The sequence below is a fragment of the Ferrimonas kyonanensis DSM 18153 genome (assembly GCF_000425405.1).
Taxonomy (GTDB): Bacteria; Pseudomonadota; Gammaproteobacteria; order Enterobacterales; family Shewanellaceae; genus Ferrimonas; species Ferrimonas kyonanensis.
The window spans coordinates 19,522-44,400 of record NZ_KE384363.1 but is presented as its reverse complement, the minus strand read 5'-3'; the positions used below and the strand labels follow the sequence as shown (position 1 = coordinate 44,400).

At 55.8% G+C, this 24,879-nt stretch carries 21 protein-coding genes; 17 read left to right on the top strand and 4 right to left on the bottom strand.

Annotated elements, in window-relative coordinates; genetic code table 11:
* Positions 1-5 precede the first annotated feature (5 nt).
* The 11 genes from H598_RS25645 (at position 6) to H598_RS0113635 (ending at position 13,617) form a co-directional block, all read left to right on the top strand.
* Entirely contained in the window at positions 6-1,838 is a 1,833-nt protein-coding gene (locus H598_RS25645; protein ID WP_051252726.1) for an ATP-binding protein, read from the top strand.
* A gap of 175 nt (positions 1,839-2,013) precedes the next feature.
* Complete coding sequence (locus H598_RS0113680) at positions 2,014-3,540, top strand: fumarate hydratase (RefSeq protein ID WP_028113504.1); 1,527 nt, start codon at positions 2,014-2,016, stop codon at positions 3,538-3,540.
* Between the two features lie 97 nt (positions 3,541-3,637).
* Positions 3,638-5,695: a S9 family peptidase gene (locus H598_RS0113675; RefSeq protein ID WP_028113503.1), complete on the top strand. Its 2,058-nt coding sequence runs from the start codon at positions 3,638-3,640 to the stop codon at positions 5,693-5,695.
* Between the two features lie 238 nt (positions 5,696-5,933).
* Entirely contained in the window at positions 5,934-7,094 is a 1,161-nt protein-coding gene (locus tag H598_RS0113670; protein WP_028113502.1) for a DcaP family trimeric outer membrane transporter, read from the top strand.
* A 162-nt stretch (positions 7,095-7,256) separates the two neighbouring features.
* Positions 7,257-8,081, top strand: a complete 825-nt coding sequence (locus H598_RS0113665; RefSeq protein WP_028113501.1) for a flagellin N-terminal helical domain-containing protein — start codon at positions 7,257-7,259, stop codon at positions 8,079-8,081.
* 275 nt (positions 8,082-8,356) lie between these two features.
* Complete coding sequence (locus H598_RS0113660) at positions 8,357-9,196, top strand: flagellin N-terminal helical domain-containing protein (protein ID WP_028113500.1); 840 nt, start codon at positions 8,357-8,359, stop codon at positions 9,194-9,196.
* Positions 9,197-9,323: 127 nt separating this feature from the next.
* Positions 9,324-10,634 (top strand): flagellin lysine-N-methylase, encoded by a 1,311-nt coding sequence (fliB, locus tag H598_RS25640; protein WP_051252725.1) that lies wholly within the window; start codon positions 9,324-9,326, stop codon positions 10,632-10,634.
* Positions 10,635-10,731: 97 nt separating this feature from the next.
* On the top strand, positions 10,732-11,763 hold the full coding sequence (locus tag H598_RS0113650) for an AraC family transcriptional regulator (protein WP_028113499.1): 1,032 nt from the start codon (positions 10,732-10,734) through the stop codon (positions 11,761-11,763).
* Between the two features lie 252 nt (positions 11,764-12,015).
* Positions 12,016-12,549 carry a hypothetical protein gene (locus tag H598_RS0113645; protein WP_028113498.1) on the top strand — a complete coding sequence of 178 codons (534 nt, stop codon included), beginning with the start codon at positions 12,016-12,018 and terminating at the stop codon, positions 12,547-12,549.
* 139 nt (positions 12,550-12,688) lie between these two features.
* Positions 12,689-13,114: a hypothetical protein gene (locus H598_RS0113640; RefSeq protein WP_156897051.1), complete on the top strand. Its 426-nt coding sequence runs from the start codon at positions 12,689-12,691 to the stop codon at positions 13,112-13,114.
* 110 nt (positions 13,115-13,224) lie between these two features.
* Positions 13,225-13,617 (top strand): MAPEG family protein, encoded by a 393-nt coding sequence (locus H598_RS0113635; RefSeq protein WP_028113496.1) that lies wholly within the window; start codon positions 13,225-13,227, stop codon positions 13,615-13,617.
* Between the two features lie 9 nt (positions 13,618-13,626).
* On the opposite strand, the gene H598_RS25635 is transcribed toward H598_RS0113635, so the two are convergent.
* Both H598_RS25635 and H598_RS24370 read right to left on the bottom strand, forming a co-directional pair.
* A complete protein-coding gene (locus H598_RS25635; protein ID WP_051252723.1) occupies positions 13,627-14,715 on the bottom strand; it encodes an HAD hydrolase-like protein in 1,089 nt (362 codons plus the stop codon).
* Between the two features lie 30 nt (positions 14,716-14,745).
* Complete coding sequence (locus tag H598_RS24370) at positions 14,746-15,201, bottom strand: GNAT family N-acetyltransferase (RefSeq protein WP_211227303.1); 456 nt, start codon at positions 15,199-15,201, stop codon at positions 14,746-14,748.
* A 169-nt stretch (positions 15,202-15,370) separates the two neighbouring features.
* On the opposite strand from H598_RS24370, the gene H598_RS24365 reads away from it, so the two are divergent.
* The 4 genes from H598_RS24365 (at position 15,371) to H598_RS0113605 (ending at position 19,769) form a co-directional block, all read left to right on the top strand.
* Complete coding sequence (locus H598_RS24365) at positions 15,371-15,988, top strand: NAD(P)H-dependent oxidoreductase (RefSeq protein ID WP_051252721.1); 618 nt, start codon at positions 15,371-15,373, stop codon at positions 15,986-15,988.
* On the top strand, positions 15,985-17,913 hold the full coding sequence (locus tag H598_RS0113615) for a monovalent cation:proton antiporter-2 (CPA2) family protein (protein WP_028113495.1): 1,929 nt from the start codon (positions 15,985-15,987) through the stop codon (positions 17,911-17,913). Before H598_RS24365 ends, H598_RS0113615 begins: the two co-directional genes overlap by 4 nt.
* A 322-nt stretch (positions 17,914-18,235) precedes the next feature.
* A complete protein-coding gene (locus H598_RS0113610) occupies positions 18,236-18,553 on the top strand; it encodes an MFS transporter (RefSeq protein WP_028113494.1) in 318 nt (105 codons plus the stop codon).
* Positions 18,546-19,769: an HlyD family secretion protein gene (locus tag H598_RS0113605; protein WP_028113493.1), complete on the top strand. Its 1,224-nt coding sequence runs from the start codon at positions 18,546-18,548 to the stop codon at positions 19,767-19,769. The genes H598_RS0113610 and H598_RS0113605 overlap by 8 nt, the downstream gene beginning before the upstream one ends.
* 35 nt (positions 19,770-19,804) lie before the next feature.
* On the opposite strand, the gene H598_RS0113600 is transcribed toward H598_RS0113605, so the two are convergent.
* Positions 19,805-20,230, bottom strand: a complete 426-nt coding sequence (locus H598_RS0113600; protein ID WP_028113492.1) for a hypothetical protein — start codon at positions 20,228-20,230, stop codon at positions 19,805-19,807.
* Positions 20,231-20,388: 158 nt separating this feature from the next.
* Between H598_RS0113600 and H598_RS0113595 the strand changes: the two genes are divergently transcribed.
* Positions 20,389-22,269: a DUF294 nucleotidyltransferase-like domain-containing protein gene (locus H598_RS0113595; protein ID WP_028113491.1), complete on the top strand. Its 1,881-nt coding sequence runs from the start codon at positions 20,389-20,391 to the stop codon at positions 22,267-22,269.
* A 9-nt stretch (positions 22,270-22,278) separates the two neighbouring features.
* On the top strand, positions 22,279-23,016 hold the full coding sequence (locus tag H598_RS0113590; protein ID WP_028113490.1) for a 3'-5' exonuclease: 738 nt from the start codon (positions 22,279-22,281) through the stop codon (positions 23,014-23,016).
* A 60-nt stretch (positions 23,017-23,076) separates the two neighbouring features.
* Here H598_RS0113590 and H598_RS0113585 read toward each other — a convergent pair whose 3' ends face one another.
* Complete coding sequence (locus H598_RS0113585) at positions 23,077-24,648, bottom strand: BCCT family transporter (protein ID WP_028113489.1); 1,572 nt, start codon at positions 24,646-24,648, stop codon at positions 23,077-23,079.
* Positions 24,649-24,879 lie beyond the last annotated feature (231 nt).

The window sequence follows — 24,879 nt, the reverse complement described above, 5'->3', positions numbered from 1 at the left end:
GCCTTATGTTTAACTCTCTGACGGTCAGGCTCAACGCGGCGATCTTCCTGAGTTTCGTGCTGCTGGCGCTGGCCAGCAGTGCCTGGACCTACCGGGTGGATCGGCAGACATTGGAAACTCAGTTTGTCGGCGTGGCCAGCAGTGTGGCGCCGACCATGATCGAAGTGGTCATGCTGGATCAGGCCGAGGCTGGCATCGAGTTTAATCGACGCTTGCGAAATTTCCCGCACCTGAACGGGGTGACCCTGTTCAGCCTGGATGGCGAGCGTCGCTACGAATACCGCCGTCAGCCGATGGCGGTGGCCTGTCCGCAGCAGCAGAATTGGTTGTCACCCTTGCTCAACGGGTGCATGTACATCAGTCAGCAACTGGAGTACGAGTCCTCGCCCTGGCTGAGTTACACCATGGAGGTGGATACCGAGGATCTGCAATGGCAGGTTGCCCGCCAGGTATCGATGACCTTGCTGTTCTCCTTGCTGGCGTTCGCGGCCATCTACCGAATTCTTAACCGCTGGCTCAGTCGGCCCATGGCGGAGCTGGTGAGTCAGTTGCCAGCCATGGGCAGTGGTGCGGTGCGCTTCCCTCGCACAGGCATGCAGAAAAGTGAACTGGCGGAGTTGGCTCGAGTGCTGGAACGGTCGGATCAGGCCCTGCACGACAAGCAGATTCAGGCGGAAGATCTGAATACCCGCCTCAGCCATTCACTGCAGGCGAAGAGTGACTTTCTGGCCAACGCCAGCCATGAGATTCGGACCCCGCTCAATGCGGTTATCGGTTTTGTCGAGTGTCTGGGGGCTCAGCGCAGTCGCTTAAATACTGAGGGGCAACAGCAACTGTTGCTGTTGCAGGGCGCGTCACAGAGCCTGTTGCACATCGTCAATGATGTGCTGGATTTCTCCCGCCTGGAGTCGGGAAAGTTGAGTCTGGACCCTCAGCCAACGGCGTTGGTGGATTTTCTGCAGCGGGTACATGCGCATTGCCAGGGTACGGCGCGATTGCACAAGGTGTTGCTGGGGCTGGATCTGGCCGACGACCTGCCGCCGTGCGTGGCTCTGGATGAAGGCCGAATGGAACAGATTCTTGGCAACTTGCTCAGTAATGCCATCAAGTTTTCCCCCTCTGGCCAGGTGCAGTTGTCGGCCGAGGTTATCAGCCAAAAGGATGCTTTGTGCACCCTGGCACTGGCGGTGACCGACACCGGCATCGGCATCGACAGTGACAAACTGCCGTACATCTTCGATGCCTATACCCAGGCGGACGGTTCGGTAACCCGACGCTTCGGTGGCACCGGGCTGGGACTGGCCATCTGTAAGCGGCTTAGCGCGCTGATGGACGGCGAGTTGCAGGTGCAGTCTGAGGTGGGTAAAGGCAGCCGCTTTACCCTGACCCTGACGCTACCTCTGGTGCAGTCGGTACCTGGTGGTGGTGTTGAAACCGAAGACGCCGCCAACCCCCAGCCATTGAAGGGGCTGTCGATTTTGCTGGCGGAAGACAACCTGAGTAATCAGAAGCTGATGCAGATTATGTTGAAAAAACTGGGCTGTGAGCAGTTGCAGATTGCGGCCAATGGTCAACAGGCGGTGGATGCCAGCCAGCAGCACTCGTTCGACCTGATTCTGATGGACTGTCAGATGCCGGTGATGGACGGCTATCGCGCCACCCGACAGATCCGTTTGGGCCGGGGAGGCGACACCCTGATAGTGGCGCTGACGGCCAACGCCACTACCGAGGACAAGCAGCGCTGTCTGGACTGCGGCATGGATGGGTTTCTCACCAAGCCGGTCACCCTGGCGACACTGGCCAGCGGCATCGCCGAGGCACGGGCGGCCGCGGTATAACGGCAAGCCATCAGGTCATTGCCGTTGTCGGATGGCTTTTTGCCGTTTTGCTGTCGGACTGAGCACAGCACTGGCGCGTTACCGCTGCCTCGGGGTATGATTAATCGGATTTGATAACCACAATAAAAACACAGGCATAGTGAAATGGGGCTGGATGCCTCAGTGGAGTAGATTAATGGCCGTGATCAGCAAGCAGGATTTCATCAGCTCCGTGGCTGATGCTCTTCAGTACATCTCATACTACCATCCGAAAGATTTCGTCGACGCAATGAACGCTGCCTACGAGCGGGAAGCCAACCCGGCAGCCAAGGACGCCATTGCCCAGATTCTGATTAATTCCCGCATGTCCGCCCAGGGCCATCGGCCACTGTGTCAGGACACCGGCATCGTCACCTGCTTTGTCAAAATTGGCATGCAGGTGCAGTGGGACAGCGACCTGACCGTTCAACAAATGGTGGACGAAGGCGTGCGTCAGGCCTATACCAATACCGACAACCCTCTGCGGGCCTCCATCGTCGCCGATCCGGCAGGCGCGCGCAAAAACACCCGCGACAACACCCCCTCTGTGGTGCACGTAGAGATGGTCGCCGGTGACACCGTCGAGGTGTTTGTGGCTGCCAAAGGCGGTGGCTCTGAGAACAAATCCAAGATGGTGATGTTGAATCCTTCCGATGACATTGCCGCCTGGGTCGAGAAGACTCTGCCCACCATGGGCGCGGGCTGGTGCCCTCCCGGGGTTCTGGGCATTGGCATCGGCGGTACCGCCGAGAAAGCCGGAGTGATGGCCAAAGAGTCGTTGATGGAGCACATCGACATTCACGAGCTGAAAGCTCGCGGTGCCGAGACCACCGAAGAGAAGTTGCGCCTGGAGATCTTCGAGCGAGCCAACAAGCTGGGGATTGGTGCCCAGGGGCTTGGGGGGCTGACCACGGTGTTGGATGTGAAGATCATGTCGGCACCGACCCATGCCGCCTCAAAACCTGTGGTGATGATTCCCAACTGCGCCGCCACCCGCCATGTCCACTTTACTCTGAATGGCAGCGGCCCGGCGGAATTGCCGGTACCGGATCTGGCTGACTGGCCGGAAGTGACCTGGGAGGTGGGTGAGAGCGTTAAGCGGGTGAACCTGGACAGCATTACCCAGGAGGAGATGCTGCAATGGCAAGCGGGTGACACCCTGTTGCTGAATGGCAAAATCCTCACCGGCCGGGACGCGGCCCACAAACGGATCAAGGACCTGCTGGATTCCGGCCAGGGGCTGCCGGACGGGGTCGACTTCAAAGGCCGCTTTATCTACTACGTCGGCCCGGTGGATGCCGTGGGCGATGAAGTGGTGGGCCCGGCGGGGCCGACCACGGCCACCAGAATGGACAAGTTCACCGATCTGATGCTGGAACAGACCGGCCTGATGGGCATGATCGGCAAAGCCGAGCGTGGACCGGCCACCGTCGACAGCATCGCCAAGCACAAGGCAACCTACCTGATGGCCGTTGGCGGTGCCGCGTACCTGGTGGCGAAGGCCATTAAACAGTCGCGGGTAGTCGCCTTTGAAGAGCTGGGTATGGAGGCGATCTACGAGTTTGACGTGAAAGACATGCCGGTCACCGTCGCCGTGGATTCCAGTGGCAATAACGTCCATCAGACCGGGCCGGCCATCTGGCATGCCAAGATTGAAGAGATGGACACCAAATTGAGTCAATAATCCTGCCAGGCAGGGATAACAACAATGACGCCCACCCCAGTGGGCGTCTTTTTAGTCCGGCAATAGACCGGACTTCGCATCGAAGGGAAAAGCAAAAATGAAACACGGTATTGTGCTGAGCAGCGCGCTGGCGCTGTCGGCCTCTGTGGTGGCGGCGCCGACAACGGCCCCATTTGATATCCACCAACTCAACGGGCTGAGTAAGTTGCACTCCACCGTGGTGCTGCCGGATGGCAACACCGTGGTGTATGGCGTCAAGAAGAAGACCGCCGAGGGTGCCCGTTCCGATCTGTATTTGCAGACTCTGGATGGCGAACCGCGTCGCCTGACCAACAACAAATCCACCGAACACAACCTGGTGGTGTCCAAAGATGGAAAACGGCTGTTTTTCCTCAGTGGTCGCAGCGGCAGCAGCCAAATCTGGTCCATCGCTCTGGACGGCGGTGAAGCGGTGCAGCTGTCGAACCTGCCTCTGGACGTGGACGGCTTTAAGCTGTCTAACGACAACAGCCAGGTGGTGATGCAGATTCGGGTCAATGTGGAGTGCGACACCCTGGCCTGCAGTAAGGACAAACAGGATGCCCAAAAGAAGAACAAACAGAAGGGCCGCCACTACGATCAGCTGATGGTGCGCCACTGGGATACCTGGGGCGACGGACTGCGCAATCATCTGTTTGTGGCCAAGATCGAGGGCGAGAGCCTGTCTAACCCGGTGGACGTGACCTCGGGCCTGGATACCGAAACGCCGCCTAAGCCTTTCTCCGGTATGGAGGAGGTTAGCTTTACTCCGGACGGGAAGCATGTGGTGTTCAGTGCCAAGGCCCCCAGCCGCGATCAGGCCTGGCAGACCAACTATGACCTGTGGCAGGTGCCAGTCACCGGCGGCGAGCCCGTCAATCTGACCGAGTCTAACCTGGCCTGGGACGCCAACCCGGTGTTTTCCGATGATGGCCGTTATCTGGCCTACCTGGCCATGAGCAAGCCGGGTTTTGAAGCCGATCGATTCCGGGTGATGCTGAAAGATCTTCGCAGTGGCGAAACCCGTGAGGTGTCGCCACTGTGGGATCGCAGCGCCTCCGGTATCGCGTTTGCCGAGGAGAGCCACACCCTGTACGTGACCGCCCAGAACCTGGGTCAGGTGGCCATCTATGCCATGGACGTGCGCTTTGGCGACAAGCGGCCACTGGTGGAGGAGGGCAGCAACGCCCTGGTGAAAGTGGTGGGGGGCAAACTGTTCTATACCCACAACAGCCTCAAGTCACCTAACGATCTGTATGTGGTGGGTCTCAATGGCAGTGAGCCGACGCGACTGACTCACTTGAATCAGGACCTGTTGAACCAGCAGGGACTGGGTGAATTCCAACAGTTTAACTTCAAAGGCTGGAACAACGAGACCGTCTACGGTTACTGGATCAAACCAGCGAACTTCGAAAAGGGTGGCAAATACCCGGTGGCCTTCCTGGTTCATGGCGGCCCCCAGGGTTCGTTTGGTAACCGCTGGCACAGCCGCTGGAATGCGCAGTTGTGGGCCGCCGCCGGTTTTGGGGTGGTGATGGTGGATTTCCACGGGTCGACCGGTTACGGCCAGGCGTTCACCGACTCCATCTCTCTGGATTGGGGCGGTAAGCCACTGGAAGATCTTCAGAAAGGCCTGGCTGCCGTAGGGCAGCAGCAACCCTGGCTGGACACCCAGAACGCCTGCGCCGCCGGCGGCTCTTACGGCGGTTACATGATGAACTGGATTGCCGGAAACTGGCCCGATGGCTTCAAATGCCTGGTGAACCATGCCGGCCTGTTCGACATGCGCAGCTTCTCGATGGTGACCGAAGAGCTGTGGTTCCCCGAGCATGAGTTTGGCGGCAGCTATTGGGACGCCACCGACAACTATGAGAAGTTCAATCCGGTCAATCACATCAACAACTGGCGTACGCCGATGTTGGTGGTCCATGGTGCCAAAGACTACCGCGTACCCCTGGAGCAGGGACTGGCGGCCTTTACCGTGTTGCAGCGTAAGAATATTCCGTCGGAGCTGCTGGTATTTGAAAAGGAAAACCACTGGATTCTGAATCAGGACAACCTGGTGCAGTGGTACGACAATGTCCTCGGCTGGATGAAGCGCTTTACCATGGCGCCTCAGGACGGCAGCGCCAACTAGGCTCTGAAACCAAAGACTGTAAACAGCCCCTGCTCGTCAGGGGCTTTTTTGTGCCTGAAAGGCGGACGACGGTGGCTGAGTTGCGGCCTGAGGTTGGGGTTGAAACGGCAATTGTCATCAGGGCGTAGTTTAACTTTCAGGAAAATGTTGTCGAATCATCTTCGACCTTTGGCTAATTTTCAACCGTTTATCTATGGATGATAGTGGGTTGGACTACAAAAAAATCATGGAGATGACGATGAAACTGCTTAATCGCACGGCCCTGGCGGTCGCGGCATTGCTGACCCCCGTTGCGGCCACTCAGGCGGCCATATCCCTGCAATCCCTCAGTGACACCGAGTTTGCTTTTGGTGGCTATGTTAAGGCGGATCTGATGGTGAGCAACTACAGCGAGGGGGCGCCGGATGACAACAACATTTCGCGCCAGTTCTATGTACCCGGTGCCATTTATGGTGACAGTGCTCGGGGCACCAGTGTCACCGACTTCCATGCCAGGGAGACCCGTTTTAACTTTGCCGCCACTAACGACCTCGATGGTCATAAGCTGAAATTCTTCGTAGAGATGGACTTTCTGACCCATGCGGATGGCAATGAGCGGGTGTCCAATAGTTACTCACCCCGGCTCAGGCACGCGTTTGTCAGTGTCGACAACTGGTTAGTGGGACAGACCTGGACCACGTTCCAAGATGTGGGGGCTTTGCCCGAGGCGCTGGATTTTGTTGGGGCCGCTGAAGGCACCACCTTCGCCCGCCAGGGGCAGATTCGTTACACCAACGGCGGTTGGCAGTTTGCTCTGGAAAACCCCAGTAGCACCTTTACCGATTACACCACCGGCGTTCGAAAGACCAGCAGCTCGGATCTGATCCCGGACCTGATTGCCCGCTACAACTTCAAAACCGGAAACAGCAAGTTCATGCTGGCGGCGCTGCTGAGGGAGTTGGAGTACGAAGAGGACAACATGGATGAAAGCACCTTTGGTTGGGCGCTGAGCGGCTCCGGGGTGATTCCGGTGGGTTCCGGCAAGGATACCATTAAATTCATGGCTAACTACGGCGAAGGGGCGGGCCGATACATGGCACTGAACTTCGTCAATGGCGCGGTACTGGGAAATGGCGAAGTAGAAGCGATCACCACCTATTCCGGTTTTGCCTCCTACCAGCATTGGTGGGATGAGAAGTGGCGTTCCAACATTACCGCCTCGGCATTGGAAGCGGATTACGATACCTCGCCCATGGTGGCGGTCAATGAAACCTCCTACAGCGGCAACATCAACCTGCTGTATTCGCCGGTGAAGCCGATCACGGTCGGCGTAGAGTACCTGTACGCGCTGAACGAACGCACCGACGGCAGCGACGCCGATCTGAGTCGGTTTATGTTCTCCCTGAAGTACGTGTTGTAACCCTTAGCGGTTCGGGTTTGGCCCTGCCATTGGCGGGGCTTTTTTTATTCTGTCGCTTTAGAGGGGGATAGATTTTTGTCAGGCAGCAAGGAAAATTAAAGATTCGCAATAAACAGGCGCTTTTGGGTATTGATAGTCAGATTTTTCTCATGGAGATACCCTATGCTTTCAGTACAAACTAACTTCCCATCTTTGGTTGCTCAAAACTCTGTGGGTCAGAGTAACAATAGCCTCAATACCGCCATGGAGCGTCTGTCCACCGGCCTGCGCATCAACTCTGCTGCCGACGATGCGGCTGGGCTGCAGATTGCTAACCGTCTGAACGCCAACGTTACCGGCATGAACACCGCCCAGCGTAACATCGGCGATGCCACCTCTATGCTGCAGACTGCCGACGGTGCTCTGGATGAAGTCAACAACATCGCCATGCGCATGAAAGAGCTGGCGACTCAGGGCGCCAACGGCGTGAACTCGGCCGACGACCTGAAAGCGCTGGACGCTGAATTCACAGAGCTGGAAGCAGAGGTTGACCGTATCTTGGGTAAGACCGAGTATGCTGGCAACGACTTGTTCGCAGCACTGGACGGTGGTACTACTTTCCAGATTGGTGCATCTTCTACCGAAACTCTGGCCGTGACCGTTGCTGCTATTGATACTTCCGACTTAAAAGGTGGTGGTGAAGATCTGACGGCTGTTGATTTGACTGCTGATGCAAACGGCGCTATCGCCGTTGTAGACGCCTTGATTGACGTTGTTGGCACTTCCCGCTCTGCTTTGGGTGCTAACATCAACCGTTTGGAGCACACTTCAAACAACCTGGCCAATGTCAGTCAGAATACCCAAGCGGCTGCTGGCCGTATCATGGATGCCGACTTTGCCTCAGAAAGTGCGGCGATGACCAAGAACCAGCTGTTGGTTCAATCTGGCACCAACATCCTGTCCCGTGCCAACCAGAACACCAACCTGGTGATGGGCCTGCTGGGCTAATCCTCTTTGGTAGCTGAGTCGCCTCTAAAAGAGGGGGTCCCTCTATAGAAGTGATGGTGATTAACACCCCTAGACTGGTTGGTTTAGGGGTGTTTTTTTATGCACCTTAGCCAGTGCGAAAGGAGTATTGAGTATCTGTGGCCGGGCGTCAGTGCGCGACAGGCCAGCACTCAAAGCGAGTGTGTTCATAAGGATGGAAAAAAATTTAAAGATCTTTGAATTAGTGGCGCTTTTGATTATTGAACTTAGAAAACACATCTCACGGAGATAACCCAATGCTTTCAGTACAAACTAACTTCCCATCCTTGGTTGCTCAAAACTCTGTGGGTCAGAGCAACAATGGCCTCAACACCGCCATGGAGCGTCTGTCCACCGGTTTTCGCATCAACTCTGCTGCCGACGATGCGGCTGGCCTGCAGATTGCTAACCGTCTGAACGCCAACGTCACCGGCATGAACACCGCCCAGCGTAACATCGGCGATGCCACCTCTATGCTGCAAACTGCCGACGGTGCCCTGGACGAAATTAACAACATCGCCATGCGCATGAAGGAGTTGGCGACTCAGTCTGCCAACGGCGTGAACTCAGCAGACGATCGCAATGCTCTGGATGCCGAATTCACCGAACTTAAAGCTGAAGTCGAGCGTATTGTCGATAACACGGAATTTGCCGGTAACAAACTGTTTGATCAAAGCGCAAACTCTCTGACCGACAAAACCAATGGTGTTAAATTCCAGATTGGTGCCGGTACCACTGAAACACTGACCGTTAAGCTGGACGTTTCCACCGACAAGATTGACGAGACTATCTTTACCAAAAACCTTAAATCAGCAGCCGATTCCACCACTACCCTGGGTGAAGTCGATAAGTTGATTGATAACGTTGGTAAGGCTCGCTCTTCTTTGGGTGCCAACATCAACCGTCTGGAGCACACCTCCAACAACCTGGCTAACGTGAGCCAGAACACCCAGGCGGCCTCAGGTCGTATTATGGATGCCGACTTTGCTGCAGAGAGTGCGGCGATGACCAAGAACCAGTTGTTGGTTCAGTCTGGCACCAATATCCTGTCCCGTGCCAACCAGAACACCAACCTGGTGATGGGCCTGTTGGGTTAATTACCCAAGCGTTATCTATCCCAACCAGAGCCGGGCATTTGCCCGGCTTTTTTGATCCACGCTTTTTAGTGCCATTGGCAAAGAAATTGCATTCATTTTGATATGTGCATTTCTAATTGAGTCGAAGATGTCCCCCGAACAACCTCTTAAGGTCTTTGAGCCTACTTTTGTACGCAATTTTCGCTGTATCGGTGACCAGTGTCCGTCCAACTGTTGTCATTCCTGGACGATCTCCTTGGATAAGAAGGCCTTTAAAGAGACGCGGAAATCCGCAGATACGGTGATAAAGGTGTTGTCTAAGCAGCACTACAAAAGAATGCCGAAGGAAAGAAGCAGCGATCTTAGCTATGGCTACATCCGTTTGGACAGCCAGGGCCACTGCCCCATGCTGGACGATCAGGGCTGGTGCGAGGTACATAAACGTCTGGGAGAGAAAGCGTTATCCATCACTTGTCAGCAATACCCGCGGTTGCCTCAGTATTTCGGCGACCGTCTGGAGCTGAGTTTATCACTATCCTGTCCGGCTGCGGCAGAGGAGATCCTGTTTAACCCCGAGGCTATGATATTGAGTCAGGTGGAGGAAAGTGATTCTTTTAAAGAGCATTACAAAAAGTTAGGACTGCCTTCTCATGTCTTGCCCCATTGGGCCAATATCGTGAGAGAGTTCAGTTTTCAGGTGTTGTTGAATCATCAACTGAGTCTTCCTGAGCGACTGTTTATACTGGGAATTACCTACCACCAAATCGATGATCATTTAGAAAATCCGTTGAAGATTGAGACCATTTTGCAAAGAAACCTTCAATGGATGAAAGATGGCTCAATGAGGAAGTCGTTTTCCACGCTACCGGAACTTAAAGGTCACAAATGGAAGATACTTTCCTCTCAACTGGTGCAGATTGGCTCGGAAGTCACCAAAGAGGGAGCAAACAACTTTAGGGTGAGCCCTTCTGAAAAGAGGTTGTTGCAGTTTCAGTTGCCGTTGATGCGGCAGATGGAACAGCGAGTAGGTAGGGGGGGAAATGGCAGTGACTTACCTTCCTTATCTGCCAGCGCTATGGTGATATTTGGTGTACCGGACATCTTTGATGCTTTGCTAAAAGAATCCCATGCCGTAATGGGACCATTTTTGGCAGAGCATCCTCACATGTTGCTCAATTTCCTGCTTTATCAGTTGTACAACAATCAATTTTTATTGGCTATCGAACGAACACCGACTCAGTTCTTTCAGGTGTTGATGGTGGACCTGTTGGTGATCGAAGCGTATCTGGCAGGCATTGCCGTTGAGTCTGGTGAAATGGATAAAAGGACGGTGGTGGATGTCATCTCGGCCTACGCTAAGAAACGGCAGCACAATGCCTCATATGTCGATAATCTGGAAAAATGTCTGGAGTTGTCGGCGCCCGATAAACTGGCGGCGGTGTTTGGGCTGCTGACTTGAGGCCTTGAGGTGTCCATTGCCCTGGTTGAAGGGTGAGTTGCCTGGGCCCAATTGAGTTGTGATACTCTGAGCGGGTATGGACAACCGGGGTAGGGAGATGACCCAGAGCAGACACGGTGCACACCCCAGGGAAGGGATGATCGACAGCGCCTTTATCATTGGTGCGCTCACCGCCGCCAGGCGCCAAGGCCTGGATGTCGACCGATTACTTGCGGATTACGCACTGGATTGGCCGGCGCTTCAGCAGGGCCGAGGGTTGAACGCCCGCGACTATGCGGCGCTGCTGAGGCAGTTGTGGCAGCGGCTGAATGATGAGTCCTCCGGCTATGCACAAAGGCCGATGCGCCTGGGCAGTTTTCGAATGATGTGTCATGCCAGCATTGGCTGTCGCAACCTGCGCCGGGCGCTGCTGCGGGTGATCGAGTACTTTCGGCTGATGTCCGATGAATACCAGTGGCAGTTACTGGAGCAGGGGGAAGAGGCTCGGTTTCAGTTACGAATGGTCAACGGGCAGGATGACAGTAACATCAGTTTTTTACTGCTGAGCCTGTGCATTATCCTGCACCGTTGGTCTGCCTGGATGATTGACTCGCCACTGCTGCTCAGCCGGGTTCAGTTCTCTTTTTCCCGTCATAGCTTTGATACCGACTTGTCGGCCCTGTTACAGGCCCCGGTTCGTTTTGATGCCTCGGTCACCGAACTGGTGATGCCGGTGCGCTACCTGCAGGCGCCGATTCAGCAAAGCCCAGACACCTTGTCACCGTTTTTGGCCAACAGCCCGGAACAACTGCTGACACATTACCGCAAAGACGACTCGCTCAGTGCCCGGGTACGCGACTTCATTGATGGCCAGCAGGAGCTGGAAGCTCTGAGCCAGGAGATGGTGGCCAGTCACTTTAATATCAGCGTAGCCACTTTGGGCCGGCGACTGAAGCGAGAAGGGCACCAGTTTCTGGAGTTGAAAGATAAGGTACGTCGGGGAAGGGCGGTCAAGTTACTGCTTGGATCTGAATTGCCCATCAGCGACATCGCCGAGCAGTTGGGTTACTCCGAGCCCTCGGTCTTCTATCGAAATTTTAAAAAGTGGGTCGGTAAGACTCCGGCGGAGTTTCGAGATAATCGGGGATAGCGGGGCGATTTAATTTTGCGCAAAGCAGAGCGTTGTCAATCGGCAGACTCGTTTTGTCCTTGAAGAGCTTGAAGCCATTCATACCCTAAAGGCGGTCGATTTCGTTTCGCCGTTTGCATCCTCATCGACGGCTTTGTAGACTGACTTAAATTAGCAATGCATGTTTTAGCGGGTTGCTCGGCGATCAGTTTCAGGGATGAAGGTGACAGCCGGCGGCAGTGGTCGCGGTGGCATGAACAACAAGGAATTGGCTTGAAACTACATCATGTGCTGGCCGTAGTGGCGGTGATGGCGCTGGGCATCTCGGCGATGCGGGCAACGACGGTGGTCAAACAAGGCAGCGTTGGCGGCTCTGCACAGGCGATGGAAGCCCTGGTCATGGCGGGGCGCGACCCCATCGATGTCAGCCTGGATAAACCCGAGTACAGCGGTGAACGGAAATGGCTGTATGCCATGTATCAGACGGCCCTGGCTCATAAACTGGTCGACCGGCAGGCCCAGGCACTGCAGCAACTGGTGAGTGCAGCGCTGCAGGAGGGCGATTTCAACATGGCATTGCTTGCCGCCGACCGAGGCATCAGTGATGCCCACAAAGTGCAGTTGTTGCAGCAGATCGTGGATCGCGGCATTCAGACTAAAGACGGCCTCTGCTACGCGGCTTTGGCGGTTACTCGCATGCCTTTGGCTGGGCCCAAAGAGCAGGCGATGGAACAGGTGATCACTGCCTACATCAATGGCGTCGACTTTCATCGACATGCCGATAGCTCGGATTCCCGTTCGCTCTAGGTCGACAATCTTGGCGATTTAGCCTCACTTTAGTTTCTCAAGATATTGTAAAACCGTGATTTTATCTGTTGATTTGATAATCAATGCCGCCTATCTTCGACCCATGCCGTTGCAACACTGACAGTTTATACAAGGAGGTATGATGTCAGCTCGCCACACCCATTCGGTTCCTGGGTTGTTGCCATTTCCCCAGCGCAACGAAATGGCGCGCCTCGATGCGCAAATTTCATACATCCTGATGTGCGTCAGCCTGCTGATCAGTCCTCTCGGGTTGGTCAGCCCCTGGTTCTGGTCATTGTGTGCCCTGTTCTGGGTCTGCGGTGGTGTTTGGACCTTGATGAAAAAGCCCGAAGCCTACCAAACCGTTATCGAGGATCATTACACCAATGTCATTAACGTGTTTCAGGTTTCGGTGGTACTCATTGGCGGAGGGGCGCTATTGGTATGGGCCCTAGAGGCGTGGCACCTGCTGTTTTTCAGCTGGCTGTGGCTGATGTTCCGCTTGGGGGTCGGTGTGTTTAAATTGACCCTGTTTAAGCCGTATTACTCACCCGAGTCCTACTGAGTCGGTTTTATGCCCCTTAAAAGCGCCATTGGGCGCTTTTTTTATGTTTCGGCAGAGGCTGGGCAGTACGCGGTGATGGTGATAGGGTAATTGGTTTAGGGAGAGAGTTTATGTCATTGATGATTAGTGGAATTTATATCGCAGCCACCGCCGCCATTATGATGGTGCTGGCTTATCGAGTGGTGGCCATGCGCCGTGCCTGCGGCATAGGCGTCGGCTGCGGCGACAACCGCTCGCTGGAGATACGGATCCGCAGCCACGCCAACCTGTTGGAGTACGCGCCTCTGATGTTGTTGATGCTCATCGCGGCCGAGTCCAATGGCGCCAGTGGCTGGCTACTGCACGGCTGTGGCCTTATCTGGCTGGTAGCCCGGATACTTCATCCCTGGGGGTTGACCGGCGGCAATGGCGGCTATCATTTAGGCCGCTTTTGGGGCACGCTGCTCAGTTGGATTGTGATCCTGATATTGATTGTAGAGAATCTGCGCCTGGCGTTATTCTAACGGCAATGGTCACGCTGCACCGGGGTTGAGCTGTTGCCAGTTGCTGAAGACGGTATCGTGCAATGCGCTGAGTTTGGCCTCACTTTGATGACCGTCGGCAATGAGCCAGAGTCGAGTGCCCAGCGCGTCGGCCACCTCCCAGTCATGATCGGTATCGCCGATGATTAACGTCCGTTCCGGAGCGATACCACTGACCTGCAGCAGTTCACGCCCGCGATCGATCTTGCTGGCGGCATGGTGGTTATCCAGGCCGTAGAGGTAATCGAACAGCCCCTCCAGGCGATGATGGCTGATGCACTGTTCCAGGCTGTGTTGAGCACTGGCGGACAGCAGCGACTGGGTATGACTCCGACTGAGGGAGCGCAACAGAAAGCGGCTGCCTCTGTGCAGTTTCAGCTGGTCTCGACCGGCGCGATATTGTTGCCCAAACTGCTGACACAGCTGATCAAAAGGCAGACGGTTAAAATCGAACCCTAACCCCTGGTAGTAATCGATGACCGGGTGACAGAAGTCGTTTCGATACTGTTCCAGGCTGATACTGCCGAGGCTCTGGCTGGCCATCAGGCGGTTTACAATGTCGGTGGCCAGCGGCGCATCGTCCACCAGAGTGCCGTTCCAGTCCCAGATGACGTGCTGATAGGCCCCAAGCTGTTCAAGCAGTTGCTGCCGGCGAGTGACGTGATCGAATAACACCGGTTGAATAGCGGCCCAGGTCATGTCGCAGTCCTCGGGGCGGTGGGTTACCGGGTGAACCTCGGCAATCTCCGAGCCCTTGGGCAACGACGACAAGCTGCGAATCTCTGCAGTCAGCAGCAGCCCGAAACTCGGCTCCGAGTTGCCGCTACTCACCCGGTAGACCTCCATCGGCGTCAGGGTGAAATCAGTGGCGCCGGTTTCTTCATACAACTCCCGCCGGGCGGCCTCGATGGGCGTTTCGCCCGCCTCGATTTTACCTCCGGGGATCTCCAGAGTCTGACGTTGGTGATGGCGCACCAACAGCCACTGTTGCTGGTAACGAGCCATGATGACAACGTATTTCAGGGCGCTAGAGAGTTGAGGGTGCCAGTTGTGAAAATCAACGCGGGTAGTCTGGGTCATAATCTGGAGCTGGAAAATGCGGGTAGGGCATTAGAGTACATTCATGCTCGGGCTGCAAGTGCCCGCGGCTTTCCTTATGAGCTTGTGCATGACCATACACTCCAGGCTGAATCCCCGGGGGCTGTGGTACAGGCTGGTGGTCTCGCCCTTAAATCCCAACCGACGATAAAACGGCGCGGCATTGAGGGTCGCTTCAAGGCTGATCTGAGCCAGTCCCGCGTCGACAGCCAGCTGCTGCAGGTGGGTGACCATTTTGCGGCCTGCGCCGGTTCCCATGGCCGAAGGACAGACAAAGATGGCATCGAGCTTACCGGAGTCAAGGTCGATGGTGCCAGAGGCGATGATCCGCTGAGACTGTTCAATCACCCAGAAATGATCGCGGACGTGATTCACAAACTCGGTGGTGAGTTCGCCTTCAGTCCAGCGTTTGAGCAGCGACTCCGGGTAGTGGCCGCGACAGCCGCTGAGAATGGCATCGATGCGCAACTGCCATAGGCGCGGCAGGCTTTTCTTATTGTGCTCACTGTGATCGCCTCATTCTAAGTTATTGGTATGCTTCTTATATCACGATTATAGTTATAGGGAGCAAGCCGCCGCCTCTCTCTGAAGGGCGACCGTTTGTGTGAGTTTGATTCCCACTGCCATGGAAGCACTGATGCAAAACCAACAATCCGTTTTGATTCTCTATGCCCATCCGTCATCACACCGATCTGAGATCAATGCGCCGCTATTCCAGGCTGCCAATGGCCTTGATGGCGTCACCTTGGTGGATCTGTACCGGGACTACCCGGATTACCGCATCGATGTTGAACGAGAGCAGCAACGGCTGAAAGAGCACGATGTGGTGGTGTTTCTGTTCCCGCTGTTCTGGTACTCGACTCCGTCGATCCTCAAAGAGTGGCAGGACCTGGTACTGGAATATGGCTTTGCCTATGGCCAGGGCGGAGACGCGCTGCATGGTAAGCGATTGGTGTGTGTTGTCAGCGCCGGAGGCGCTCAGAGCGCTTATCAGGAACAGGGCTACAATCACTTTTCAATTCGGGAGTTGTTGCGGCCGCTGGAACAGACCGCGCGCCTGATTGGCATGCAATATCTGCCGCCGTTGGTGCTGTTCGGTGCCAGAACCGCGGTGGAGGAGTTGCGGGTTGGGCAGCACATCGAGCGCTGGAAGCGGCTGCTCACCAGCCTGGTCAGAGACGATACTGATTGGCGGCCATTGTTGGATCTGGAAACCTGTAACTCTTGCTTTGACGATGGGGAGCCGCGTTCATGACCGCCTATTTTTTGCAGGCATTTATCTACTTGCTGGCCGCCGTGATTGCGGTGCCCATCGCTAAGAAGTTGGGATTGGGGTCGGTACTGGGTTATCTGATTGCCGGGGTGGTGATCGGCCCCCTCTGGGGTTTAGTTGGCGAAGAGACCGCCACCATTCAGCATTTCGCCGAGTTTGGGGTGGTAATGATGCTGTTCGTGGTGGGGCTGGAGCTGGAACCGCGAATGCTGTGGGAGATGCGCCACCGGCTGCTGGGACTTGGCGGGCTGCAGGTGGCCCTCACGGCGGCGGCGATGACGGCGCTGGGGTTGTATTTTCAACTGGCCTGGCAGACGGCTGTGGCCATCGGCTTCATTTTCTCTCTCTCTTCCACCGCCATTGTGTTGCAGACCTTTAACGAGAAAGGCTTGGGACGAACCGATGGTGGCCGCTCGGCCTTTTCGGTGTTGCTGTTTCAGGATATTGCCGTCATTCCCATGCTGGCTTTCATCCCATTGCTGGCACTGCTGGAACTGCAGCAGGCGGCTCAAGGGCTGGCTCAGGCGGTTGAGCATCATGACCTGTCTCTGGTGGCCGGATTGCCCGGCTGGGCCTATGCGCTGGTGGTAATGGCGACCATCATTGGGTTGGTGGCCGCCGGGCACTACTTCAGTCGGCCGCTGTTTCGCTTTGTGGCCGACTCCGGTTTGCGTGAGATCTTTACCGCCACCGCTCTGCTGTTGGTGATTGGCATCGCGGCACTGATGGGGCTGGTGGGGCTATCGCCGGCTCTGGGGGCCTTCCTGGCGGGGGTGGTGTTGGCCAACAGTGAGTTTCGCCATGAGCTGGAGTCCAACATCGAACCGTTTAAGGGGTTGTTGCTGGGCCTGTTTTTCATCACTGTCGGTGCCGGCATCAACTTTTCGGTACTGGTGGAGCAGTTAGGCACCGTATTGGCACTGACGGCGGCGGTGATCCTGATAAAGCTGGTGGTGTTGTACCTATTGGGGCTGGTATTCCGGATTCGCGGCAGCGATCGCTGGCTGTTTGCCTTAAGCCTGGCCCAGGCCGGTGAGTTTGGTTTCGTGTTGTTGGGCTATACCCAGCAGCAGCACGTGATTGCACCGGCCTTAGGGCAGATGCTGTCTTTGGTGGTGGCGCTGTCGATGTTCCTGACTCCCGGGCTGTTTATCCTGTATGACAAGGTGATTTTGCCCAGATATCAGAAGCGCAGTAACGATCGCGAGGCGGATGAAATCGACGAGCCGGGGACGGTCATCATTGCTGGCATTGGTCGTTTTGGCCAGATCATCAACCGTATGTTTATCGCCCACGGCATCAAAACCGTGGTGCTGGATCACAATGCAGCTCAGGTGGAAATTCTTCGAAGTGTCAATGTGAAGAGCTACTTTGGCGACGCCACCCGGCCAGACTTGCTGCATACCGCCGGCATTGAACAAGCCTCGATGCTGGTGGTGGCTCTGGATGAAAAGGAGCGATCGGTTGAGTTGGTGGAGTACGTGAAGCGTCACTACCCCAAGGTGAAAGTGTTTGCCCGCGGCTATGACCGTGGCCATGTCTATGCACTGCGAAGTGTCGGCGTGGATTACGTCATCAAGGAGACCATGCAGTCGGCGTTAACTTTAGCCTCCGATGCGATGATTGCTCTGGGCGGGCACCCATTCCGGGTGCGGCAGCGGCGGGCATTCTACGAACAGCTGGATCGTGAGCACGATAAGCTGTTGTACGAATCCTGGTTGCAGTCCAGCGACGAGGATCGCTTCGGTGTTCATTATCGTGAGCTGTTTATGCAACTGGAGGAGCTGTTGGTTGAAGCGATGCAGGAAGAGGACAGTGAGCGCCATTCTCGAGCCGAGCGCAGCTGGACCCCACCGCCCAAGGGCTATGCCGACAAACTCCAAGCGGCCGAGTCTGAGTTGGATTGAGCCGCAACGCGGCCGTCCGCCGTACTGGCGGATGGCCGGAACCAGACAACCTTTCGGTTGATTAAGCCGACATTAATGATTTCCCCGCCTGAGTTAAGTCTTGGTTCAGTAACAAAATGTAACATTGTCTGCCATCGATACAGAGGATGGTTCGAGATGGCGAAAATACCTTTGTATTCAGCATGTTAGATCATTGGTCATGATCATGGCCGATTGAACCTCTTCGCTTTTTTGTCTGTGTTGCTCAGTTTTCTTCGACTTGAGTCGGCGGGAAACGGCGTTGCGCCAGGGCACAGTACACACTCGGGAGTTTGGCACCACAATGAGTTTATTGAGTTCACCTTTTGTCGGAACCGGCGCCGATACCACCTTGCACGTCGTGGCGGCGGTGGTGTTGGTTGGCAGTATTGCGGCGGCCCTGTATGGGTTCTGGAAGCTGCACGAGTTACCTATCAGTAAGGCCCATAATCGCAAACATCATCAGACTGGGTTGATCACCATACTGACCTGGATAGGCTTTGTGTGGCATTGGGTGTGGGTCCTGGCGGTCATTCTGGCATTTGTCGACGGTGAAAGTGCCCTGCGTCGGGTGCGTGATATCTGGCGTGAATCTCCGCTAAAGGAGGGCGACCATGCTTGAGGGATTGGCGGTTTGGGCACTGTTTATCTACCTGCTGAGAATGATCGGCATGCCCTGGAATACCTACACCAAGAGCTTTGCCTACCTGGGCGGCAGCGGCTGGTTGTTGTTTGTCTGGGTGGGCTTGCTCAACTACACCCCGATGGACATGTCCGGTGGTTCAGTGGTGCAGGCACCCCATGTGCAGCTCCGCCCCGGCAACACTGCGATTAAAGGCAAGGTGAAAGCCTTGCATGTGGCCCCGAACGATTACGTTACTCAGGGGCAGCTGATCTACGAGTTGGATGATGAACCCTATCGAATTGCGGTCGAGCGCTCCGAGGCCAATCTGGCGTCCGAGCAAGTGGCGCTGAAGATGGCTGGCGAAGAGGTGGCCATCAGCCAGGCTCAACACCAGGAAGCGGTCAAAGACATAGAGATCATCGACAATGAACTCAAGGCTGCCGATGAAGATCTGAACTGGAAACAGGCGCAATTGACCCGCTTCATCGAGCAGAACCGGGTGGTACCTCAGTCGGTGACCGAGAGTTTGCTGGACGAGCAGCACAACAAAGTGGCCGCCGCACAGGCTCAGCAGGTGGCGTTGCAGGCGAAGCTGGCGAAAGCCAGAGTCAGTGCCGATAAAGCGTTGCTGGCGGTGGATCAGGCGCAGTTGTCGGTGGCCAGTGCCCAGGCGGATGTGGATGTAGCGATTCAGACCCTGGCTCAGGATCGCTGGAACCTGGAGTCCACCAAGGTGTATGCCCCGGATGACGGCTTTATGACCAACTTCATTTTACGCCCCGGTCAGTACGTGGGGGCGGTGGCCCGCATCAACATGTTTACCGATGAAAAGTACGTGTTGATGAGGATCAATCATCAGGCGATGCGCAACATTAAGGTGGGGCAGACCGCGGAATTTGCTTCGGCCATCTACCCGGGCACCATCTTCAAGGCCGAAGTGACCGGCATCGTGAAGGCGACCGGTGAATCTCAGGGGAACCTCATCGGTCGTGAAGAGGCGGTGCGCCAGACCACTGGTGCCAATGTGCAGAATAAGCACCACTTTGTACGATTGAAGATTGAGGAGCCCGAGGGCTATACCGTGCCTGTGGGTTCGGTGGGGCTGGCCTGGATCAGTGGTGAAAAGCCCATCGCCTTTATGTCGTTTCTGGACGTCATTCGCGGCATCATCATTCGCATGAAGTCGCAAATCTACTACTTCTACTCACTGTAATCTCACGCGCCCCGCTCAGCGGGGCGCTTTGATCTTCAGGTGATCTGAGAGGGGCGCACGTCGGAGTGACGCGTCTTGATGAAGGCGTAGAAGAACAGCAGCATGAACAGGGCATCATTGAGGCCATAGATGCTGAAGAAAGTCCCGGCCAGCCAGTCTTGCTGATACAGGGCTGGCAGGTCATGGCTGTAGTTGATCATCCAGTGTCCCCAGGCCAGGGTATACAGCAGTTTTTCCAGCGCAAATACCGCCATGATCCAGGGCACTTGCCGATAACTGCCGGAAACCGCCAGATAGGCTGCGCCCCACAGCATGATGGACAGTAGGCCAAAGGAAGAAAACAGCATCGGGTCGGCCTGGGTCAGGGCGTCGTTGCTGAAGCCTTTTGAAAACAGCAGTACGCCACCGATGTTGATGATGCCGGCTGCAACCATGCCTTTTTGAATTACGCTGTGGCTCACGGCCTGTCTCCTCTGCTGGGGTATGCAGTTAACCTGCCTGATTTTTATCGCCTTAACAACCTCGGTCGGATCCCGTTCCCCGTGTCGTAACCTCGAGGGCACTGGTTGATTGTTCCAACTTCAATTAGGATTGATAAAAACCCGCTTGAGTGCAGGCCATGGAAGCTGAACTATTTGAGATACAGGGATTTCTATCCCAATACCCCCCTTTTGATGCCCTGCCCGAAGAGGTGGTGGCCCAGGTGGCCCGCCAGACCGAGATCGCTTACGTGCGCGAAAAGCAGGAAATTGTGCAGTTCGGTGATGCGATACACGATCTGTATATGGTGCGCAGCGGCGTGGTGGAGGTGTACCGTCGTAACGGTGAGCTGTACAACCGCCTGGCCGAAGGGGCGCTGTTCGGTCAACTGGGGCTGATGACCAACAACAAGGTGCGTTTTCCGGCAACGGCGCTGGAAGACGGCTTACTGTACTGCATTCCCGAAGCCCTGTTTCACGAGCTGTATGAAGCCCACGACAGTTTCGCCGATTTTGTCGAGGTGGAGGACGCGGCGCGCCTGCGGCAGACCGTCTCCAATACGGTGGACGCCAATGACTTGACCACTTCTAAGGTCAAGACGCTGTTGACCGGCGATCCTGCCTGGATCTTCATGGGGGAGTCGGTGCAGACTGCCGCCGCCAAGATGGCCGATGAAAACGTGTCGTCGCTGCTGGTGTTTGATCCGGATACCGTGGCCGACGAGGATGAGAGTGGTGTGGTTGGGATCATCACCGAGCGAGACCTGTGCCACCGGGTCTTGGCCCAGGGGCTGCAAGCCAGTGTTCCGGTCTCCGAGGTGATGAGCAGTGACATCATCTCCCTGGACAGCAATGCCTACGTGTATGAGGCGATGTTGTACATGCTGCGCTACAACGTCCATCATCTGCCGGTGCTGAAAAACAACACCCCGCTGGGGATCATCGACGTGACCGACATCGTTCGCTACGAGTCGCAAAACAGCTTGCTTCTGGTCAGCAGTATCTTTCAGCAACAAAGTGTCGATGAGCTGGAGACCGTGTCTGAGCAGGTCAAGGACTGTTTCGTGCGCATGGTCAACGAAGACGCCAACTCCCACATGGTCGGCAGCGCCATGGCGGTGATCGGCCGCAGTTTTAAGCAGCGGATACTGGAGTTGGCTGAGGAACTGCTGGGCCCTCCGCCTGTGCCTTACTGTTTTCTGGCGCTGGGTTCCATGGCCCGGGACGAGCAGCTGATCGTCACCGATCAGGACAATGCCATCATCCTCGATGACGATTACGACGCGGACAAACACAGCGCCTACTTCGAGCAATTGGCCACCTTTGTCTGTGATGCTCTGGCTCGCTGTGGCTACGCTTACTGCACGGGTGACATTATGGCGACCAATCCCGACTGGCGTATGACCCAGAAGGAGTGGGAGGAGTGTTTTGCCGACTGGATTGACAACCCCAACCCCAAAGCGCTGCTTAACAGTTCCATTTTCTTCGACCTGGATGGCGTCTATGGCAAGGTGAAGTGGGCCGAACAACTTAACGGCTTCATTGTGCGCCGGGCGCGGAAAAACAATCGTTTTCTGGCGTGCCTGGCCCGCAACGCCCTGAATCGTACGCCGCCTCTGGGCTTCTTTAAGGGGTTCGTGATGGAGAAAGACGGCCGCCATAACAACTCCATTAACTTGAAGCGGCGGGGCACTGCGCCGTTGGCGGATTTGATTCGTGTGCATGCACTGGCAGTGGGGTCACGGTCGCAAAATTCGTTTGAGCGTCTGGACGACATCATCGACGCCGGCATTTTGCCGAAAGGTAAGGCGGAGGATCTACGAGACGCCATGGAGTACATCTCTATGGTACGTATCCGCCACCAGGCTCTGGATATTCAGGCCGAGACTGAAGCCGATAATAATATTGAGCCGGAAAACATGTCGGAGTTTGAACGAAGAAACTTGAAGGACGCGTTTCAGATTTTGAGTAATGCTCAGAACTTCCTCAAGTTCCGCTATCAAGCCAATACCTTCAAGTAAGGAGTCGTAATGATTCGACGTCTGTTTGGACGTGCCAGCGAGGCGACCCCGACACAGGATTGGGAGGCGCGCTTTGCCGAGCAGGCCAAGACCGCCCGTGATGGTCGTTTGCGTAACTATTTTCGAGCGGGACTGGTAGCGGCCGACACTCAGCTCTCCGAGGTGCCTTTTGTGGCGTTGGATTTCGAAACCACCGGGTTGGATGCGGAGAATGACAGCATCATCAGCATCGGTCTGGTGCCGTTTGATCTGCAGCGGATCTATTGTCGCCAGGCCTGTCATTGGCTGGTTAGCCCTCGCAGTCCGCTGCAGGAGGATTCGGTGGTGATTCATGGCATTACTCACTCCGACCTGTCTGATGCTCCGGATTTACGGCGTATTCTGCATCAGGTGCTGGATGCGTTGGCTGGAAAGGTGGTGGTGGTTCACTACCGCAATATCGAGCGCCAGTTCCTGGATAAGGCACTGATGACCCGACTGGGGGAGGGGATTGTCTTTCCTATGGTCGATACCCTGCAGATCGAGTGGGACTTGCAGCACAACAAGCGGCAGTGGAACTGGCGCCGGTTGTTAGGCAGAGAACAGAATGAATCGGTTCGCCTCGGCAGCTCCCGCAGTCGTTATGGCCTGCCGGTGTACCAGCCGCACCATGCGCTGACCGATGCCATTGCCACCGCCGAGCTGTTTCAGGCTCAGGTGGCCCACCACTTTAGTCCCGATCTGGCCATTGGTCAGTTGTGGCGTTGAATAAAAAAAGGTTGGCTCAGGCCAACCTTTTTTATTGGTACGCTCAGTCAGTGAACGCGATTAACGGCGTTCGGTGCGCATGCCCAGGATCAGGCTGACACACATCAACAGCAGCACCACGGTAAATGGCAATGCGGTGGAGATGGCTCCTGCCTGCAGCGCTTGAATGGATTCGGTGCCACCGACCCATAACAAGGCGGCGGCGATGGCGCCTTCCATTGCGGCCCAGAAGATGCGCTGCAGTACCGGCGCATCCACCTTACCACCGGCGGTGATGCTGTCGATCACCAGAGAGCCGGAATCGGAAGAGGTGATGAAGAACACCAGCACCAGGATAATGGCGATGACCGACAGCAGGGTGCTGAATGGCAGGGCTTCAAACATCTGGAACATCGCCAGAGGCACTTCGGTCAGTCCCTGACTGCCCAGAATACCCACATCGTTCATCACCTGATCGATGGCCATGCCGCCAAAGACGGACATCCACAACAGGGTGACCACGGTCGGAACAATCAGTACCGCAGTAATGAATTCACGCACGGTGCGGCCGCGGGACACCCGGGCGATAAACATGCCGACAAAAGGTGACCAGGAGATCCACCAGGCCCAGTAGAATACCGTCCAGCCGTGCATCCAGGCTTCGTCGGGGCGACCGTGAGGGTTACTCAGGGGAATCAGGTTCTCCAGATACGCCATCAGGGTGGTCGGCACGGTACCAAAGGTCACCGCGAATCCGATCAGGGCCACCGCAATCAATAGCACGAAGGCGATGATCATATTGATGTTACTGATCACTTTTACGCCGCCATCAATGCCACGGTATACCGATACCACGGCCAGCAGGGTAACCAGTACGATCACCGCGATCTGCAGGCCGATGCCGCCATCGGTGCCAAACACGTGGTTGATGCCGCTGGCGGCTTGCTGCGCCCCCAGCCCCAACGAGGTGGCCAGACCAAACAGGGTGGCTAATACCGCCAGGATATCGACGATGTGACCGGCCCAGCCCCAGGCTCGGTCGCCGAGGATGGGATAGAAAATGGACCGCATGGACAGTGGCAGGCCCTTGTTATAGGTAAAGAACGCCAGTGACAGCGCCACCACACCATAGATGGCCCAGGGGTGCAGGCCCCAGTGGAACATGGTGGCCCCTAAGGCCAGTCGTGCGGCTTCAGGCGTGTTGGCTTCGACGCCCAGCGGGGTTTCGTACCAGCCCGTCAGGTAGGCTACCGGTTCGGCCACGCTCCAGAACATCAGACCGATCCCCATGCCGGCGGCAAACAGCATGGCCAGCCAGGACAGGAAAGAGTAGTCGGCTTTAGCGTCGGTGCCTCCCAGACGGATTCGACCGAATGGAGACACGATCAGAGCCAAACAGAAAATCACAAATACATTGCCGGACCACAGGAACAGGCCGTCAAAGTTATTGATGATCTTCCATTTGATTCCGTCCAGCGCGGCCTTGGCGGTGGCGGCGTCACTGATGAAGGTCGCCAGCAGGAACAGGCCAATCAGGCCAGCGCTGATGCCAAATACTGGGTTATGGACATCAAAGCCCCATTTTTGGACATTGTCCTGACCGACGGTGTAGTCGGTACTGTCGATGCTGTATTTATCGATGCCTTTGGTCATTCATCCTCACTTCTGGGCCTCAGCCCGGGTTGCTTCAGGAGCCTCTGGGTGCCTGACGATGGCTTAATTATGATTTGAATTCAAAGCAGTTGCTCAGCCAATTGGCCGAATTCATGTTGGGATTTCGGTTTCTGATAAGGCACGCAGGGCGACTCATCCTAACAGGAGGGTACTAAAACTCTAGTTAAATTAGATTGTTTGGGTGTTTATTGGGCGCGGCGTCGAAAAAAT

Bases quoted from the DNA above. Each gene is read 5' to 3' on its own strand.
- H598_RS25645 (WP_051252726.1), top strand. From the start codon at position 6: ATGTTTAACTCTCTGACGGTCAGGCTCAACGCGGCGATCTTCCTGAGT.
- H598_RS0113680 (WP_028113504.1), top strand. From the start codon at position 2,014: ATGGCCGTGATCAGCAAGCAGGATTTCATCAGCTCCGTGGCTGATGCT.
- H598_RS0113675 (WP_028113503.1), top strand. From the start codon at position 3,638: ATGAAACACGGTATTGTGCTGAGCAGCGCGCTGGCGCTGTCGGCCTCT.
- H598_RS0113670 (WP_028113502.1), top strand. From the start codon at position 5,934: ATGAAACTGCTTAATCGCACGGCCCTGGCGGTCGCGGCATTGCTGACC.
- H598_RS0113665 (WP_028113501.1), top strand. From the start codon at position 7,257: ATGCTTTCAGTACAAACTAACTTCCCATCTTTGGTTGCTCAAAACTCT.
- H598_RS0113660 (WP_028113500.1), top strand. From the start codon at position 8,357: ATGCTTTCAGTACAAACTAACTTCCCATCCTTGGTTGCTCAAAACTCT.
- fliB (WP_051252725.1), top strand. From the start codon at position 9,324: ATGTCCCCCGAACAACCTCTTAAGGTCTTTGAGCCTACTTTTGTACGC.
- H598_RS0113650 (WP_028113499.1), top strand. From the start codon at position 10,732: ATGACCCAGAGCAGACACGGTGCACACCCCAGGGAAGGGATGATCGAC.
- H598_RS0113640 (WP_156897051.1), top strand. From the start codon at position 12,689: ATGATGTCAGCTCGCCACACCCATTCGGTTCCTGGGTTGTTGCCATTT.
- H598_RS0113635 (WP_028113496.1), top strand. From the start codon at position 13,225: ATGTCATTGATGATTAGTGGAATTTATATCGCAGCCACCGCCGCCATT.
- H598_RS25635 (WP_051252723.1), bottom strand. From the start codon at position 14,715: ATGACCCAGACTACCCGCGTTGATTTTCACAACTGGCACCCTCAACTC.
- H598_RS24365 (WP_051252721.1), top strand. From the start codon at position 15,371: ATGCAAAACCAACAATCCGTTTTGATTCTCTATGCCCATCCGTCATCA.
- H598_RS0113615 (WP_028113495.1), top strand. From the start codon at position 15,985: ATGACCGCCTATTTTTTGCAGGCATTTATCTACTTGCTGGCCGCCGTG.
- H598_RS0113610 (WP_028113494.1), top strand. From the start codon at position 18,236: ATGAGTTTATTGAGTTCACCTTTTGTCGGAACCGGCGCCGATACCACC.
- H598_RS0113605 (WP_028113493.1), top strand. From the start codon at position 18,546: ATGCTTGAGGGATTGGCGGTTTGGGCACTGTTTATCTACCTGCTGAGA.
- H598_RS0113595 (WP_028113491.1), top strand. From the start codon at position 20,389: ATGGAAGCTGAACTATTTGAGATACAGGGATTTCTATCCCAATACCCC.
- H598_RS0113590 (WP_028113490.1), top strand. From the start codon at position 22,279: ATGATTCGACGTCTGTTTGGACGTGCCAGCGAGGCGACCCCGACACAG.
- H598_RS0113585 (WP_028113489.1), bottom strand. From the start codon at position 24,648: ATGACCAAAGGCATCGATAAATACAGCATCGACAGTACCGACTACACC.